This is a genomic window from Hymenobacter sp. DG25A, assembly GCF_001280305.1.
Lineage (GTDB): Bacteria > Bacteroidota > Bacteroidia > Cytophagales > Hymenobacteraceae > Hymenobacter.
Window position 1 is genome coordinate 1,877,506 of sequence record NZ_CP012623.1, and the last position, 16,258, is coordinate 1,893,763.

Consider the following 16,258-nt stretch of genomic DNA (forward strand, 5'->3'; position numbering starts at 1 on the left):
GCTGCTCGAAGGAGGTTTATCCGACAGCAGTGAAAGCCTACCCATACGGGAGCAAATGCAGGCTACCGAAAGAAAAGATACGCCGGATTCTACCCCGGCCGGCAGTCAGCCCGGGATACCTCGCTAGGCCGTTCAGGGTCAGGGCTTAGCGTACGATACTGCCCGCGTTGGTAATGCGCGTGGGCGTATCCTGCCCGGCTACTATACTGGTGGCACTTTGGGCAATGGCTGAAATAACAGCCGCCATGTTGTTCAGGTCCAAGCTTTCTACTTCATCATCTACGGTGTGGTAGAGCTTATCGGTCGGAATCTGGTCGGTGCTGATGGTATGGGCCGGCACGCCCAGACGGGCCAGGGTGGCATTATCGGAGCGGTAAAATAGCTGCTGCTCGGGGTATGGGTCGGGCTCGAAGCGGAAAGGACTGCCGGCCAGATTGCGCTGCAGGATTTTGCCAAAGTCCGACTTATCGTATCCCGTTATAAACGCCGTTTTAGGGCCAAACTTGGCGGGCTTGCCTATCATTTCAATGTTGAACATGGCGGCCACCTTTTGGGGCGGAAGCTGCCGGGAGAAGTATTGCGAGCCAAAGCCGCCTATTTCCTCGGCGGTGAAGGCAACAAACACCAGCGTACGGGCATTGTCATTTCGCTTCTTGAAATATTCGGCCAGGGCTACCACGGCGGAGGTACCGCTGGCATCGTCATCGGCCCCATTGGCAATAGAGTCGCCGGCTACGGCGGGTAAAAAACCCAGGTGGTCATAGTGTGCGGAGAATACTACAGTTTCATCGGCCCGCTCCGGGTTCAGGCCCGGCAAAACGCCTACCACGTTGCGCATCTCCACGGGCCGCACCGTAGTATTAGCGGCAACCCGGTAGTGAATAGGGTTGTTGCCTACGGCTACCACCGCCAGCACCGTAGAAAACGGCCCTGGCTTTTGTGACTGCAGCTGACCGCCTTTCAGATGACGACTAAGCTTCTTAAAGGATTCTTCGTGGGCCGGGTCTATGAAGACAACGGTGTTTTCGGTGGGCTCCAGCAGGGGCCGAATTGCTTTACTAAAATTAGCCTCTGCCCCCAGCACAATAACGCGGGGCGCGGGGTCATCATCCTCGGCCCAGTTCAGGTGGGGCTGGCCGGAAACCAGCACCGTTTTTTCCTTGGCCACCGGCACGTTGTTCAGTAGCACATAAAGCGCAGTGGTGCGGGTTTCGTAGGCCGTAAAGGTTTGCTCGAAGGTGGTAAGGCCGGGAAATTTTTCTATGCCAATCCGGGTGAACTCAGCAGCCAGAAATTTGGCGGCCAACACTCCCCCTATCTGACCGGACCGGCCCTGCATAGCATCAGCAGACAGCGTTTTCGCCACCCGCTCTACCGTGGCCGCCGAAATGACGGCCGCTTCTCCGGCTTTGGTCTTTTTCTGCCCCAGACCGGTGAAAGCAGAACACGCAAATACAAGTATGAAAATAATGGATTTCATAACACAAGGTAGATATTTTACAGCAGGAAGCTGCTCTTTATAGCGGCATTATCCCTTTTTCTACCCCCTCCGGTTTTTGATTCAAAGGCCGGAGCAAATGTGTTTCTAAACGCTGTATTTAAACTATTTCAGGCATTATTATGCGCTTATCTGCCTGTTTGGAGCGTGAAGCTGGCCGTCATTTTCTTTTGATAATTCAACAGTGGCACAGATGAGGCCAAGCATAAAAAACAAACCCTGCGGGAAAATACCAGCGGGGTTTGTCTTTTGTGATAGTCCGGCAGCCTGCGTTATTTTTTCGAGGCCAGCAGATTTAATTGTGATACCGCATTAAACAAGTCGTCCTCGGTGCGAAGGTTGGCTTTTTTCAGCTGGGCGCGTAGTGGCTCTGCCCATTGGGCGGGCACCGCGGCCAGTAGTGCTTTCTGGGAGGGCTTCACCAGGGTCATGGTCCCCTGGGGGTTCAGCAGATAATATTCCGGCGTATCTACCAGCTCATCATAGGGGCGGTCGGCGCTGTAGGCCTGCTGGGTGCTGGCCTTATATAGTGTCTTCACTGGCCGCTTCAGCAGCACGTAGGGGCCGGTAGGATGCAACACCTCCAGAAACTCCGGCCGGTTGGGCTGGTTGGGTAAATTGGCGAAAAGCCGAAAAATGTGGATAGCCGGCTGTCCCGGCAAAGCCCGGGCGTCCTGCAGAGTGAATTCCACAATACGGCCCTGATCCACCCAGACGGAGTCTCCTTTGGGGCGGCGCGCCATGATCTGACGGCTGTACACATCATACTTCAGCGGCACGTTAGTAACGCGCTGTTTAGTGGACAGCAGAATGTCGCCCGTGCTCCAGGCCGGCAAAAAATACGGGGTACCCTTTACACCCTCATATAGTTTGTTTTTCACCATCACTATATTATTGAGGCCGTTGGCACCCAGCACGCGCAGATTTTCCTGCTCAGCCAAAGGGTTGCTGGACACTTGCTGGGCCAAGGCCGGCGACTGAGCTGCCGCAAGCAACAAAGCCAGGCTACCTGCCACTTTCGGGAAAACGGATTTAACCCACTTCTTCATAAGGCCAATATTGCACTTGTTTTTACTGATATGCTTCCGATAAGCATTCCGTGAGTAAGTACGTAAAAATCCTGCAAAACAGGACGTCCCTGCAGGCAATGCCTGCAGGGACGTCCTGTTTTGAGACAATAGCCTCCTGTATGCCTTAGCCCAGCGTCACCACCAAATCATCGGCGTGTACCAGGGTACCCTCAGGCAGGTTTACGGCCTGAACCGTGGTGTCCTCCGAAGCGGTGATAGTGGTTTCCATTTTCATGGCTTCAATAATGAACAGCGGCGCATTGCGCTTCACCTGCTGCCCATCCTTCACCAGCACTTTGGACAGCAGCCCCTGCAAGGGCGCGCCAATCTGGCGGGGGTTGGCTTTATCGGCTTTGGGGTTTTGCACGCGCTTCACCTCCACGCTGGTATCCCTGATTTCCAGGTTGCGGGTCTGGCCGTTGAGGGAAAAGAAAATGGTGCGGCAGCCGTCCTCGTTTACCGGCCCGATGCTTTGCAGCCCCACAATGATGCTTTTGCCCCGGGCAATATCAATGATGGTTTCCTCCCCCGGCTGCAGGCCGTAGAAAAACACCCGCGTGGGAATAACCGATACTTCGCCGTACTGCTGCTGATGCGCCCAGTACTGCTCAAACACTTTGGGGTAAAGCAGCCAGGAAAGCAGATCCGTAAACTTGCCGCGCTGGCCAAATTTCTCCTCAAACTTTTGCCACTCGGCATCAAAGTCAATGGGTGCAAGGTGCTCGTTGGGACGGTCGGTGAAGGGCTGCTCGTCTTTCAGAATAGCCTTCTGCACGTCTTTGGGCCAGCCGCCTTCGGGCTGCCCGATGTCCCCACGGAACAGCTCCCGCACCGATTCCGGGAAGCTCAGGCTCGGGCCTTTTTCCAGCACATCGTCCGTCGTCAGGTTGTTGGAAACCAGGAATAAAGCCATGTCCCCTACCACCTTGGAAGAAGGCGTTACTTTGATGATGTCGCCGAACAGCTGGTTGACATCGGCAAAGGTGGTTTTCACGGTTTCGAATTTGTCCAGCAAACCTAGGGAAGCGGCCTGAGGGCGCAGGTTGGAGTACTGCCCGCCCGGAATTTCGTGCTGAAATACCTCGGAAGTACCCGCCTTCAACCCCGACTCAAACGGATAGTAATGCTCCCGCACGGCTTCCCAGTAGTTCGAGAATTCGTTGAGGGAGCGTTGGTCGAACTCGCGGTGGCGCGGCTGCCCGCGCAGCATCTCCACAACGGAGTTAAAGTTGGGCTGCGAGGTTAGGCCTGAGAGGCTACCCAGGGCCACGTCAATAACATCTACGCCGGCCTCTACCGCTTTCAGATAAGTGGCGGCCTGCAGGGAAGAAGTATCGTGCGTGTGCAGGTGAATGGGCAGGCTGATAGTTTCGCGCAGGGCCGTAACCAACTCTTTGGCCGCGTACGGCTTCAGCAGCCCGGCCATGTCCTTGATACACAGAATATGCGCACCGGCGTCCTCAATCTGTTTGGCCAGGCGCAGGTAGTATTCCAGGGAGTATTTCCGGTTGCGCTTGGGGTCTAAAATGTCGCCGGTGTAGCAGATGCTGGCCTCAGCCAAGCTCTGGGTTTTGTTGCGCACAAATCCAATGCAGGCTTCCATGCCCGGCATCCAGTTCAGGGAGTCGAAGATGCGGAACACGTCGATACCGGTTTCCGCGGCCTGCTGCACAAAGCGTTCCGTGAGGTTATCGGGGTAGGCTTTGTAGCCCACGCCATTGGCCCCGCGAATAAGCATTTGCAGCAGAATGTTGGGCACGGCCTGGCGCAGCTTGGCCAGCCGCTCCCAGGGGTCTTCGTGCAGGAAGCGCAGGGCCACATCAAAAGTGGCCCCGCCCCAGCACTCCAGCGAAAACGTCTGGGGGTGCATGCGGGCGTAGCTTTCGGCCACCTTCAGCATATCAAAGGTGCGCATGCGCGTGGCCAGCAGGCTCTGGTGCGCGTCGCGCAGGGTGGTATCGGTGTAGTGAATATGCTTTTCGGCGCGCAGCCATTTGGCAAATTCCTGCGGCCCCAGCTCGGTGAGCTTCTGCTTGGTGCCGGGCGGGAAGGCCGCGTTGTGCGCCACAATCTGCCCATTGCCGGCAGGCGCCACAGTAGTTGGGGCATCCAGCGCCATGCGCCAGCCAGTGGCCGGGTTCACCTCGGGCAGGCGCGGCTTGCGCAAGTCCCGCTTGGCGTCAATAAGCCCTCTCACATCGGGGTGGCCGTTCACAATTACGTCGCCCAGGAAGCTGAGCACCTTGGTGGCCCGGTCTAGGCGCGGCTTAAATTTGAAGAGCTCCGGATGGTCTTTGATGAAGTCTACATTGGCTTCGCCGGCCATGAAAACCGGGTGCGCAATGATGTTCTGCAGAAACTGAATGTTGGTGCTCACACCCCGTATCCGGAACTCATCCAGGGTGCGGGCCATCTTGGTAGCGGCGTCCTGCAGCGTGGGCGCGTGGGTGGATACCTTCACCAAGAGGGAGTCGAAAAACGGCGACACTTTCACGCCGGTATACACCGAGCCCTGATCCAGCCGGATGCCAAAACCGCCCGCCGAGCGGTAGGCGGTAATGGTACCATAATCGGGCTTGAAGTCCTGCTCAGGGTCTTCGGTAGTGATGCGGCACTGAATGGCATAGCCAATTTTCAGGGGCTTCACCTCCGGGCCCAGGCCAATTTCCGGGTCGCTGAGGTGGCGGCCGTCGGCAATGTGCAGCTGGGTTTTAATCAGGTCGATGCCCGTAATCATTTCGGTTACGGTGTGCTCTACCTGAATGCGGGGGTTTACCTCGATAAAGTAAATCCGGTCTAATTCGGGGTTCACCAGGAATTCCACGGTGCCCACGTTGTTGTAATTCACGGCCCGACCCAGGCGCAGGGCATACTCGTACAGTAGCTCCCTCATGTGGTCGGGCAGGTTGAGCGAGGGCGCCACTTCCACCACTTTCTGGTAGCGGCGCTGCACGGAACAGTCCCGCTCATAGAGGTGCGTGAGCCCGCCGTGGTTATCGGCTACCAGCTGCACCTCAATGTGCTTGGGCTGCTCCACAAACTTCTCCAGGAACACGGTGTCGTCGCCGAAAGCTTTCAGGGCCTCATTGCGGGCTTCGTAAAAGCCCCGCTCCATCTGCTCGTCGTCGCGAATGATGCGCATGCCGCGCCCGCCCCCGCCGGAAGCTGCTTTCAGCATCACGGGGTAGCCGATGCGGTGGGCTTCTTCCTGCGCTATTTCAAACGTGGTCAGGTCCTGAATGCTGCTCTCAATGATGGGCACCTGGCATGCCATTGCCACTTTTTTCGCGGCTACCTTATCCCCCAACGCCTCCATCACCTCGGAACGCGGGCCCACAAAGATGATGCCTTCCTCGCCGCAGCGGCGGGCCAGGGTGGCATTTTCGCTCAGAAAGCCATAACCCGGATGAATAGCATCCACCCCATTCTCCTTAGCCGTCCGAATAATTCCTTCAATGTCCAGATACGGCTTTAAAGGGTCATCGTCGCGGCCCACCTGGTAAGCTTCATCAGCCTTGTAGCGGTGCAGGGAGTAGCGGTCCTCGTAGGTATAAATAGCTACCGTGGTAATGCCCAGCTCAGTTGCCGCCCGCAATACACGAATGGCAATTTCGCCCCGGTTGGCGACCAGCAGTTTGCGGATATTCATCTTGGAACGTGGGGTTTGGGTGGAACAGGGAAGGTGCTGCAAGCTACGGAATGGCGCGCGAAGTATTAGCGAATTTTTGCTGGAATGCTATTTTTCGCCAAGAGCATACTCCTGCTGATTCTTGAATAAAGTAAAAAACGCGCAAACCTTCTCTGCCAACCGCAGTTTGCAGAGGACCTTTCTCCATTCACCTTCCACACATGGAATTCGCGGATAAAAACATCCTGCTTGTGGGCGCTTCTTCGGGTATCGGGCTGGCTACGGCCCGCCTGCTGCACCAGTTAAACGCCAATTTATTTACGGCCTCCCGCCACCTTTCTCCCGAGCTGGCCGAGCTGAATACCACGTTCCTCGAGCTGGATGTTACCAAGCCCATTGGTGTCGCGCTGGATGGCCTACCCGAGGTGCTGCATGGCGTGGTGTACTGCCCCGGCAGCATCAAGCTCCGCCCGTTTGAGCGCATTCCGATGGATGATTTTCGGGCTGATTTTGAGCTCAACGTGCTGGGTGCGGTGCAGGTACTGCAGGCTACCATGAAGCGGCTGAAGAAGGCTTCCGGCGCTTCCATTGTACTGTTCAGCACGGTAGCCGCCGAAACCGGCATGGCTTTCCATGCCAGCATTGCCACCTCCAAAGCGGCGGTAGAAGGCCTGGCCCGCTCCCTAGCTTCCGAGTATGCGGGCAGCGGCATTCGGGTGAATGCCATTGCTCCTTCCCTTACGGATACGCCCTTGGCCGCGGCGCTGCTCAACACCCCGGAAAAAGCCGAGGCCAGCGCCAAGCGCCACCCGCTGCAGCGCGTGGGTCAGCCCCAGGACCTGGCCTATATGGCTACTTTCCTCCTCTCCGACCACGGCTCCTTTATTACCGGACAGGTACTGCCGGTAGATGGTGGTATGGGCCGCCTGAAGTAATGCCGTATTTTTCGCTGATATCTACGCTCGCAGCGCATGGCTAAAATCGTATTGTTCTGGCATCGGCGCGACCTGCGCCAGCATGATAACGCGGGCCTCACGGCGGCGCTGCAAAGTGGCTACCCGGTAGTGCCCCTGTTCATCTACGACCGGGATATTCTGGACAACCTGCCCAGCCGCCGCGATGCGCGCGTCACGTTTATCTACCAGGAAGTGGAGCGCCTGGCCCGGCAAACGGAACAAGCCGGGGGCACTTTCCTAGCCTACCACGGCCAGCCATTGGAGGTTTTTGAGCAATTGCTGCAGCAGCTGGACGTAGCCGCCGTGTATACCAACGAGGATTACGAGCCCTACGCCACTGCCCGGGACACCGCCGTGGCGGAACTGCTGAAGGCCCGCGGGGTGGAGTTTCGCGCGTTTAAGGACCAGGTAATCTTTGCCAAGAATGAGATTCTCAGCAAGTCCGGCACGCCCTCCAAAGTGTTTGGGGCCTACAGCAAAGCCTGGCAGGCCGCGCTGCGCGACGAGCACTTAGCCCCCTACCCCACGGCCGAGCTTTTTCAGACCGGGAACCTGCAAGCCTTGCCCGCCACGCCGGCCCGCCCGACCTTGGCGGATATGGGCTTTATTCCTTTCGAGCAGTTTGTGCCCGCCGCCGAGCTGCCCGCGGAGGCCCTGGTGCGCAACTACCATAACACCCGCGACAAGCCCGGCCTGGTGAATAGCAGCACGCGCCGCTCGGTGCACCTGCGGTTTGGCACCCTGAGCGTGCGGGAGTTGATGCGGCAGGCCCGGGAGCTGAATCCCAAACTGCTGGGCGAGCTGATCTGGCGCGACTACTTCATGATGCTGCTCTGGCACTTTCCCTTCTCCGCCACCGAAAGCTACGACCCGCGCCTGCGCCGCGTGCCCTACCGCAACAACGAAGCGGAGTTTACCGCCTGGTGCGAAGGCCGCACGGGCTACCCGCTGGTTGATGCCGGTATGCGGGAGCTCAACCAAACCGGCTATATGCCCAACCGGGCCCGCATTGCTGCCGCGGGCTTTCTGGTGAAGCACCTGCTCATTGACTGGCGCTGGGGCGAGCGGTACTTCGCCGATAAGCTGCTGGACTACGACCTGGCCCAGAACGTGGGCAACTGGCAATGGATGGCCGGCACCGGCGCCGTGGCCGCCCCCTGGTTCCGGGTATACAGCCCCCAAAGCCAGCAGGAACAGTACGACCCCACCTTCGCCTACGTGTGGCAATGGATACCCGAGTTTGGCACTTGCGAATACCCCAAACCCATTGTAGACCACAAATTTGCCCGCGAACGGGCCATTACTACCCTGCGCACGGCCTATAAAGCCATGGAGTAAACCCCAAAGCCGGAACCAAGCAGGCCCCGCACGGTTATAGACATACTATGGAAAAGGAGCGCATCAAACAAGCCTACCTCGATTACGTACTGCGCAAAGGCAGCCCGCCGGCCTCGGTGTACAAGCTCACGCAAAAGCTGGGCCTGCCGGAGCAGGAATTCTACCGCTTCTACGCCAACTTCGACGCCATTGACCGGGAGCTGTGGGCCGATTTTGGCCGTCAGGCTCTTGCTACGGCCGAGAAAGAGCCGGTGTGGGCGCAGTACGGCAGCCGCGAAAAGCTGCTCAGCTTCTACTACACGCTACTTGAGATTCTGAAGCGCAACCGCAGCTATGCCCTGCAGTCGTTGCGCCGCTCCCTGCACCGTATGCCCGGCCTCACGCCCCGTGTGCTCGATGATTTCCGGCAAGAGTTTGAGGCCTTTGTGACGGAGATTCTGCGCGAAGGACGCCGCACGGAGGAAGTAGCCGCCCGCCCCATCATTCAGGATCAGTACCCGCGCGCCTTCTGGCAGCAGATGCTGTTTGTGCTGGGCTTCTTCGCCAAAGATGATACCGTGGATTTTGCGCGCACCGATGCCGCCGTGGAAAAAGCCGTAACGCTGAGCTTCGACCTGGTAGGCCGCAACACCCTGGATTCCGCCCTGGATTTCGTGCGTTTTCTGGTGCGCCGCTAGCTTGTCTTCCTGCTTATTCTCGTTTCAAGCTCATGGAAGAAACCTCCAAGTCCCTCGACTCCCTGCCTACTACCAAAGTGGCGCGGGCGGCGCGCTTCGCTAAAACCGGCTTTAATGTGGGTGCCAACTACGTGAAGCACTACGCCAAGCGGGCAGTTGGCGCCGAAAGCACCACCCAGGATTTGCATGAGGCAAATGCCGCTGAGCTCTACGGTACGCTGAGCGAGATGAAAGGCTCAGTGCTGAAAGTGGCCCAGATGCTGGCCATGGAAAAGAACATTCTGCCCGCGGCCTATGCCGACCAGTTTGCCCAGGCCCAGTACCAAACCCCGCCCCTGTCCGGCCCGCTGGTAGTAAAGGCGTTTCGGGATGCATTCGGGAAGTCGCCTTTTGAGGTGTTTGAGGAGTTCGACATCAATGCCCGGCAGGCCGCCAGCATTGGTCAGGTGCACTTTGCCCGCCAGGAAGGCCGGGAGCTGGCTGTGAAAGTGCAGTACCCCGGCGTGGCCGACAGCATCCGCTCAGATATCCGGCTGGTGAAGCCCATTGCCCTTCGTATTCTGGGGCTGGATGAAGCCACCGTGCGGCCTTACCTGCAGGAAGTGGAAACGCGCCTACTGGAGGAAACCGATTATGCGCTGGAGCTGCGGCGGGGCCAAGAAATTGCGGCCGCCTGTGCCCACTTGCCCCACCTGGAGTTTGCGCGCTACTACCCCGAGCTTTCTTCGACCCGCATCCTCACCATGGACTGGCTGCCGGGTCAGCATTTGAAAGAGTTTCTGGCCACGGCTCCAGCGCAGGAAGTGCGCAACCAGCTGGGTCAGGCACTCTGGGACTTCTACATGTATCAGCTTAACGAATTGCGCCAGGTGCACGCCGACCCGCATCCAGGCAACTTCCTACTCCGAACTGATGAAGGCGGCACCTTGGGTGTGCTGGACTTTGGCTGCGTAAAGGAAATTCCTGCCGAAGTACACCGGCTCTTCACGGCGCTGCTGGCCCCGGAAACCCTCACTGATCCGGCCTTGCTCACGTCCCTGCTGCAGGAAGCCGGCGTGGTGCGTCCGGAAGACACCGCCGCCAAGCGGGCGTTTTACGTCAGCACGATGCAGGCCTCGCTGGAGTTGGTAGGCCGCCCTTTCCGGGAGGATACCTTTGATTTCGGCGACCCGGCCTATATGCAGGCACTTTATGCCTTGGGCGACGACCTGATGCAGCAGCCTGAGCTGCGCCAGCAGCGGGAACCGCGCGGCTCCGAGCATTTCATTTACTTGAACAGAACCTACGTGGGGCTGTATGCTTTCCTGACCGAGCTACGGGCGCGGGTACGCACCCGCTAAACGGATAATCAGCCTCTAACAGACCCCCGCCTAACATTTTTACCTGTTTTCGCTTAACTACTTATTCACAATCCACTCTCCTTTTTTCCATGAAAAAAATCTGGACGCTTTGCCTGGCGCTGCTGGGCACAGCCACCCTGGCCTCCGCGCAGACTTCTACCACGGCCGCCAAACCGGTTATGAGCTGCTGCGCCAAGCCGGCGGCCAACCAGCAAGCCACTGAAGCCTTTGCCATGCTGGCCACCAACGAGGAATTCTCCGGCGGCCACGATGCTCCCCTGCCCTATGAGTACCAGGGCCCCGGCGAGATGATTGAATTCAAAACCACCGACGGCCAGACTGCCCGCGGCTTCGAAATCAAAAGCAACGTGCGCTCCGATAAGTATCTGTTTGTGATCCACGAGTGGTGGGGCCTGAACGACTACATCAAGAAGGAAGCCGCCCGCTTTGCCACTGAGCTGAAAGGCGTCAACGTTATTGCCCTCGACCTTTATGATGGCAAAGTGGCGGAAACGGCAGATGAAGCCGGCAAGCTGATGCAGGCTGTGCAAACGGCCCGCGCCGAGGCCATTATTAAAGGTGCTATCCTGCATGCCGGCCCCAAAGCGCAGATTGCCAGCGTTGGCTGGTGCTTCGGTGGTGGCTGGTCATTGCAAACGGCCCTGCTGGCCGGCCCCAAAGCGGTAGGCTGCGTGATGTACTACGGCATGCCGGAGAAAAGCGTAGACCGCCTCAAAACGCTGAACACCGATGTTCTGGGCATTTTTGCCGCCCAGGATCAGTGGATTTCCCCCACGGTAGTGGCCGAATTTGTACGCGACATGGCAACGGCCAAGAAGAAGGTGACCATTAAAAACTACAATGCCGACCACGCCTTCGCCAACCCCTCCAACCCCAAATACAGCCAGGAATACGCCGAGGACGCCCACGCGCTGACGGTAGCTTACCTGCGCAAAAACTTCAAGCTGAAAGGCTAACGCTCTGCGGCAACTTTCAAATTTCAAATTACCCTTGCACACGCCTTCCCGGATTCCGGGAAGGCGTGTTGCTTTTATAGGAATTGTGAAACGCCTATTTTTAAACAAAACTGCTCTATCCCTCCCCGCTATGTCCACCACCTTGAATGCTTTATTGGCCGAATATGGTGAAAGCCACCAAAACCCTACCAACAAGCTGGTGCACTGGATATGCGTGCCGCTGATAATGTTTTCCCTTTTGGGGTTGTTATGGTCGGTACCTATGCCGGCGGGGGTGCATGCACTTAGTCCGTGGCTGAACCTGGCTACGGTAGTAATGGTACTGGCCGTGGTGTATTATTTCCGGCTCTCCGTGCCGCTGGCCATTGGCATGGTGCTGATTACTGTAGTAATGGCAATGGGCATCCGGCTGATTGATGCCGAATCTGGTTTACCGCTCTGGACCATCAGCCTCATCATCTTCGTGCTGGCCTGGGTGGGACAATTCTGGGGGCATAAAGTAGAAGGCAAAAAGCCCAGCTTTCTGAAGGATCTGCAATTTCTGCTCATTGGCCCGCTGTGGCTGCTGCACTTTGTATACCGGCGACTGGGATGGCAGTATTAATATGAAAGCTGGCAAAGTATCTGCTTCCTTCGCCCTCTCATTAAAACGCCTGTCATATAAACCCTTACTGTCATCATGAGTAAAGCGAAGGACCTTCTCACACTGAAACGATAATCGTCACAACGACTCGTTCTAGCGTGATAAGGTCCTTCGCTTTACTCAGGATGACAGGAAATTTAGTGGGGGGGATAGCTCTGGCTTATTGCGCTAAACGGGCCTTAAGTTGAACCAGGCTTTCGGCCAGCTGGTCCATGCTTTCCAGCACGAAGTACAGCTCCTGAAAGTGGTCTTTCTCGAAGGGCGTGGTAAGTACCCCATCCAGGCTGAACTCCAGGCGGGTGGGTTTTTCGCTGAGGCTGAACTTCACTTCTCCATGTGAGGATAGCAGGCCGGCCCCGTAGATGCGCAGCCCGTCGGGCTGGCGCAGCAGGCCAAACTCGGCGGTAAACCAGTATAGGCGCGTGAACAGCTCCAGGGTGGCGGGCCAACGCTCAAATTGCTGCACCGCGGCTTCACCCAGCTCTTGCAGGAAGCAGGCAAACTCCGGGTTCATCAACAGCGGTACATGGCCAAACACGTCATGGAACATGTCGGGCTCTTCCAGGTAATCCAGCTGCTCCAGCTTGCGCAGCCACGTGGTAGCGGGGAATTTCTTATCAGCCAGCAGGCCAAAGAAAACGGCATCATCCACAATGCCCGGCACTACTACCAATTCCCAGCCGGTAAGGGCCCGCAGGCGCGGGTTTACCTCTGCAAAATCCGGAATGGCATGGCGGTGAAAACCTATCTGCCGCAGCCCTTCCAAGAAAGGCTCGGCCGCCCGCCCCGGCAGCAGCGCCGACTGCCGGTCGAACAGCAATTGCCACACGTGCTGGTCGGCGGCGGTGTAGTGGGCGTATTGCTGCTCCATGAGCGGCAGCGCGGCCAGCGCGGTGGCGGTATCGGAAAGCAGAAAATCGGAGGAAGAAGTCATCATAAAAAATTAAAAAAGAGAAGAGCGAAAAAAGAAAAAGCCTGCCTCCGCTGAGCGGAAGCAGGCTTGAGAAGCATGTCGGAGGTGAGTGCTTAACCTCGCTGACACGCCGTAGCCGCTCCGCTCCTGGCGGGAGCGTAATAAGCGTAGGCGTAATAGCGGGTAACAAACCGAATCATGGAAGTAAAGATATTGGTGAAACCGGAATAAACAAGCCGCTAGACGGTTTTCAGCTGCCAGTTGGTAGAGAGCAGGGCGGCCAGCTCAGCTACACTTTCCGTGAGCTGCTCCCAATTAGGGAGCACAAAATACTGCTCCTGAAAGCGTACTTCCGTGAAAGGCGTATGCAATACGGAAGCAAGGTCGAAGTCGCGGCGGATGGTTTCATCGTCTACGCAGTGGTGCGTTTCGCCGGCCGAGGAAAGCAGACCCGCCCCGTAGATGCGCGGCTTGCCTTCTTCCATCACCAACCCAAATTCTACTGTGAACCAGTAGAGCGCGCGCAGGCGCTGCAACCCCTGCACATCGTTCAGGTGCAGGCGGGCTACGTGGCCCAGGAAGTGGAGGAAGTTGGCAAACGCCGCGTCCGTCAGCAACGGCACGTGCCCGAAGACATCATGAAACAGGTCGGCTTCCTCAATGAAGTCGAACTGCCGCATGGGCCGGATCCAGGTAGTGGCGGGAAACTTCTTCTCGGCCAGCAAGGCAAAGAAGGGGGCATCATCTACCATACCGGGCACCGCTACCAGCTCCCAACCCGTGTAGGCTTGCAGCCGCTCGTTCACTTCTTCAAACTTAGGAATGGCGTTGCGGTGAAAGCCAATGCGCTTGAGACCCTGCGCAAAGGCGGAGCAGGCCCGCTTGTGCAGCAGCGCAGTCTGGCGGTCGAACAGAACCTTCCATACTAATTGGTCCTGAGCAGTGTACTGGTCGTAGTGTTGCGCGAACATCGTATTGGACATAAAAAAAGCCCGGCTCCTGGAAGGAGTCGGGCTTTTGAGGTTTTCAGCGAGTAAGTAGCATGTAGCGCTCTTAGCTTCCGTACCGGCAATGCAGCCCAACTCCGTTTCGCATATTGCGAATCGGGGTTAGATAAAAGCATTTCACGGATTGGTTCTGCATACTGATTGCAAATATATAGGCAACAGCTAATTACTTGTATCTGAAACAGGGAATTATTTTTTCGAGAAGGCTAAAACAGCCCTTCCAGCTCAAAATAAGCCCGTTACTCCAGCTCCTGCCGCAGGGCATACACCCGGCGCAGGTTCCGGATCAGGCGCTCCGACTCCGCGAAGTTCAGCGTCTGCTGCCCATCGGAGGCGGCTTCTTCCGGCTTTTCGTGCGCTTCGTAGATGATGCCATCAGCACCAGCCATTACGCCGGCCAAGGCCATGGGGGCCACATGCTCTCGAATGCCAATGCCGTGCGACGGGTCTACAATAACGGGCAGATGGGTTTTCTCTTTCAGGATGGGCACGGCGTTCAGATCCAGCGTATTGCGCGAGGCCGTTTCAAATGTACGGATGCCCCGCTCGCAGAGAATCAGCTTTTCATTGCCCCCGGAAAACACGTATTCCGCCGAAGAGAGCAGCTCTTCAATGGTGCCGGAAATTCCGCGCTTAATCATCACGGGCTTATCTACGCCGCCCAGGGCATCCAGTAGGTTGAAGTTCTGGGTGTTGCGCGCGCCTACCTGGAACACATCCACGTAATCGTGCATCTCCTCTACCTGCGACACCTGCATTACCTCCGTCACAATCTTGATGCCGCGGGCCCGGGCCATCTGGTGAAATAGCTTCAGGCCATCCATGCCCAAACCGCGGAAAGAGTACGGTGAGGAACGGGGCTTAAACACGCCGCCACGCATGATCCGCACGTCATTATCCACCAGGTGCTGCATAATCAGCTCCATCTGGGCTTCGCTCTCAATGCTGCACGGGCCGGCGGCCAGCGTGAGGCTCCCCTCTCCTATCCGCACACCGTCGCCGAGGTCCAGCACGGTGGGGCGCACGCGCCATTTGCGGCTCACCAGCTTGTAGTCGTCGGATACCCGATGAATATCGAGGATGCCCGGCAGCTGCCCGATGGCGCGCAGGTCGATATCGGCTTTGCCGATAGCCACCAGGTAGTGGGCGCGCTGGGTTTTTACATCGGTTACTTTGTATTTGAGCGCCTGAATGCGGGCTTCAATATCCGCCTGAGCAGCGGCTGAAATATTGGGTTCGAGTTGGATGATCATCGGGAGAAAAGAAAACCAAGAAGGAAAATCAATCTGTCATCCTGAACTTGCGAAGGACCTTCTGCATGTTGAACGACCATCGTAACAACGACTCGTGCTTGCGTGAGAAGATCCTTCGCTGAGCTCAGGATGACAGGAGTAATAGGGAATTACTGAAGCACCGACTGCACAAAGCGGCTGGCAGCGGCCGGGGCATCTTCGGTGTCATCGAGGGCGCGGATCAGGGCGGAGCCGATGATGGCGCCTTCGGCAAACTGGCAGGCATGCTGGAAGGAAGATTTGTCGCCGATGCCGAAACCGATTAAGCGCGGGTTGCGCAGCTTCATGTCTTCGATGCGCTGAAAATAAGCATCCTGCACCCCTTCGGCCTGGGTATTGGCCCCACCCGTAGTGCCAGGGCCGGATACCAGGTAGAGGAAGGAATCCGTCAGGTCATCGATGCGGCGGATGCGCTCAGGGGCGGTTTGCGGCGTGATGAGGAAAACCGGGCGCATGTTATAGCGCTGGAAGATTTCCTGGTATTCGGCCACGTAGTCGTCCAGGGGCAGGTCGGGCAGAATGATGCCGTCCACTCCCACCGCCGCTGCTTCCCGGCAGAAGTTTTCCACCCCAAATTGCATCACCGGGTTCAGGTAGCCCATGAGCAGAATTGGCGTATCAGGCACGTGGCTCCGGATATCAGCCAGCTGGCGAAACAGCACCCGCAGGTTCATGCCGTTTTTCAGCGCCACAGAGCTGCTCTGCTGAATGACGGGACCATCGGCCAGGGGGTCAGAAAAAGGCATCCCGATTTCAATCAGGTCTGCGCCGGCCGTGGTCAGGGCCGTAAGCAGCGGCACCGTGGAATCCAGCGTGGGGTAGCCGGCCGTGAAATAGATATTGAGCAGGCCTTTCTGCTTTTTATCGAAGACGTTTTTTATTCGATTCATTGTAATTCTTTCTGTCATCCTGAGCTTGG

The 16,258-nt window shown here is 57.4% G+C and carries 13 protein-coding genes; 6 read left to right on the forward strand and 7 right to left on the reverse strand.

The window, feature by feature from the left end:
* Nucleotides 1–145 precede the first annotated feature (145 nt).
* The 3 genes from AM218_RS08110 to AM218_RS08120 all read right to left on the reverse strand — a co-directional run bounded on the left by AM218_RS08110 (nt 146) and on the right by AM218_RS08120 (nt 6,217).
* Complete coding sequence (locus AM218_RS08110; RefSeq protein WP_054413394.1) at nt 146–1,480, reverse strand: M20/M25/M40 family metallo-hydrolase; 1,335 nt, start codon at nt 1,478–1,480, stop codon at nt 146–148.
* Between the two features lie 290 nt (nt 1,481–1,770).
* Nucleotides 1,771–2,547 (reverse strand): hypothetical protein, encoded by a 777-nt coding sequence (locus AM218_RS08115; RefSeq protein WP_157547581.1) that lies wholly within the window; start codon nt 2,545–2,547, stop codon nt 1,771–1,773.
* Nucleotides 2,548–2,692: 145 nt separating this feature from the next.
* Nucleotides 2,693–6,217, reverse strand: a complete 3,525-nt coding sequence (locus AM218_RS08120) for a pyruvate carboxylase (RefSeq protein ID WP_054413396.1) — start codon at nt 6,215–6,217, stop codon at nt 2,693–2,695.
* Between the two features lie 200 nt (nt 6,218–6,417).
* Here AM218_RS08120 and AM218_RS08125 point away from each other — a divergent pair, with 200 nt between their 5' ends.
* From AM218_RS08125 to AM218_RS08150, 6 genes are all read left to right on the forward strand, one after another.
* Nucleotides 6,418–7,131 (forward strand): SDR family NAD(P)-dependent oxidoreductase, encoded by a 714-nt coding sequence (locus tag AM218_RS08125; RefSeq protein WP_054413397.1) that lies wholly within the window; start codon nt 6,418–6,420, stop codon nt 7,129–7,131.
* A 36-nt stretch (nt 7,132–7,167) separates the two neighbouring features.
* Nucleotides 7,168–8,490 carry a cryptochrome/photolyase family protein gene (locus tag AM218_RS08130; RefSeq protein WP_054413398.1) on the forward strand — a complete coding sequence of 441 codons (1,323 nt, stop codon included), beginning with the start codon at nt 7,168–7,170 and terminating at the stop codon, nt 8,488–8,490.
* 47 nt (nt 8,491–8,537) lie between these two features.
* Nucleotides 8,538–9,167 carry a TetR/AcrR family transcriptional regulator gene (locus tag AM218_RS08135; RefSeq protein WP_054413399.1) on the forward strand — a complete coding sequence of 210 codons (630 nt, stop codon included), beginning with the start codon at nt 8,538–8,540 and terminating at the stop codon, nt 9,165–9,167.
* A 32-nt stretch (nt 9,168–9,199) separates the two neighbouring features.
* Nucleotides 9,200–10,507, forward strand: coding sequence for an ABC1 kinase family protein (locus AM218_RS08140; protein ID WP_054413400.1), 1,308 nt, complete (start codon nt 9,200–9,202; stop codon nt 10,505–10,507).
* Between the two features lie 89 nt (nt 10,508–10,596).
* Complete coding sequence (locus AM218_RS08145) at nt 10,597–11,484, forward strand: dienelactone hydrolase family protein (RefSeq protein WP_054413401.1); 888 nt, start codon at nt 10,597–10,599, stop codon at nt 11,482–11,484.
* A gap of 130 nt (nt 11,485–11,614) precedes the next feature.
* Complete coding sequence (locus tag AM218_RS08150; protein ID WP_054413402.1) at nt 11,615–12,088, forward strand: Mpo1 family 2-hydroxy fatty acid dioxygenase; 474 nt, start codon at nt 11,615–11,617, stop codon at nt 12,086–12,088.
* Between the two features lie 199 nt (nt 12,089–12,287).
* Here the strand turns inward: AM218_RS08150 and AM218_RS08155 are convergent, their stop codons facing one another.
* From AM218_RS08155 to trpA, 4 genes are all read right to left on the reverse strand, one after another.
* Nucleotides 12,288–13,064, reverse strand: a complete 777-nt coding sequence (locus tag AM218_RS08155) for a phenylalanine 4-monooxygenase (protein ID WP_071843731.1) — start codon at nt 13,062–13,064, stop codon at nt 12,288–12,290.
* 215 nt (nt 13,065–13,279) lie between these two features.
* Nucleotides 13,280–14,023 carry a phenylalanine 4-monooxygenase gene (locus AM218_RS08160; RefSeq protein ID WP_054413403.1) on the reverse strand — a complete coding sequence of 248 codons (744 nt, stop codon included), beginning with the start codon at nt 14,021–14,023 and terminating at the stop codon, nt 13,280–13,282.
* 263 nt (nt 14,024–14,286) lie between these two features.
* Complete coding sequence (gene aroF, locus AM218_RS08165; RefSeq protein ID WP_054413404.1) at nt 14,287–15,300, reverse strand: 3-deoxy-7-phosphoheptulonate synthase; 1,014 nt, start codon at nt 15,298–15,300, stop codon at nt 14,287–14,289.
* A gap of 149 nt (nt 15,301–15,449) precedes the next feature.
* Nucleotides 15,450–16,229 (reverse strand): tryptophan synthase subunit alpha, encoded by a 780-nt coding sequence (trpA, locus tag AM218_RS08170; RefSeq protein WP_054413405.1) that lies wholly within the window; start codon nt 16,227–16,229, stop codon nt 15,450–15,452.
* Nucleotides 16,230–16,258 lie beyond the last annotated feature (29 nt).

Excerpts from the sequence above, each read along its gene's own strand:
- AM218_RS08110 (WP_054413394.1), bottom strand. The coding sequence starts at position 1,480 with ATGAAATCCATTATTTTCATACTTGTATTTGCGTGTTCTGCTTTCACC.
- AM218_RS08115 (WP_157547581.1), bottom strand. The coding sequence starts at position 2,547 with ATGAAGAAGTGGGTTAAATCCGTTTTCCCGAAAGTGGCAGGTAGCCTG.
- AM218_RS08120 (WP_054413396.1), bottom strand. The coding sequence starts at position 6,217 with ATGAATATCCGCAAACTGCTGGTCGCCAACCGGGGCGAAATTGCCATT.
- AM218_RS08125 (WP_054413397.1), top strand. The coding sequence starts at position 6,418 with ATGGAATTCGCGGATAAAAACATCCTGCTTGTGGGCGCTTCTTCGGGT.
- AM218_RS08130 (WP_054413398.1), top strand. The coding sequence starts at position 7,168 with ATGGCTAAAATCGTATTGTTCTGGCATCGGCGCGACCTGCGCCAGCAT.
- AM218_RS08135 (WP_054413399.1), top strand. The coding sequence starts at position 8,538 with ATGGAAAAGGAGCGCATCAAACAAGCCTACCTCGATTACGTACTGCGC.
- AM218_RS08140 (WP_054413400.1), top strand. The coding sequence starts at position 9,200 with ATGGAAGAAACCTCCAAGTCCCTCGACTCCCTGCCTACTACCAAAGTG.
- AM218_RS08145 (WP_054413401.1), top strand. The coding sequence starts at position 10,597 with ATGAAAAAAATCTGGACGCTTTGCCTGGCGCTGCTGGGCACAGCCACC.
- AM218_RS08150 (WP_054413402.1), top strand. The coding sequence starts at position 11,615 with ATGTCCACCACCTTGAATGCTTTATTGGCCGAATATGGTGAAAGCCAC.
- AM218_RS08155 (WP_071843731.1), bottom strand. The coding sequence starts at position 13,064 with ATGATGACTTCTTCCTCCGATTTTCTGCTTTCCGATACCGCCACCGCG.
- AM218_RS08160 (WP_054413403.1), bottom strand. The coding sequence starts at position 14,023 with ATGTCCAATACGATGTTCGCGCAACACTACGACCAGTACACTGCTCAG.
- aroF (WP_054413404.1), bottom strand. The coding sequence starts at position 15,300 with ATGATCATCCAACTCGAACCCAATATTTCAGCCGCTGCTCAGGCGGAT.
- trpA (WP_054413405.1), bottom strand. The coding sequence starts at position 16,229 with ATGAATCGAATAAAAAACGTCTTCGATAAAAAGCAGAAAGGCCTGCTC.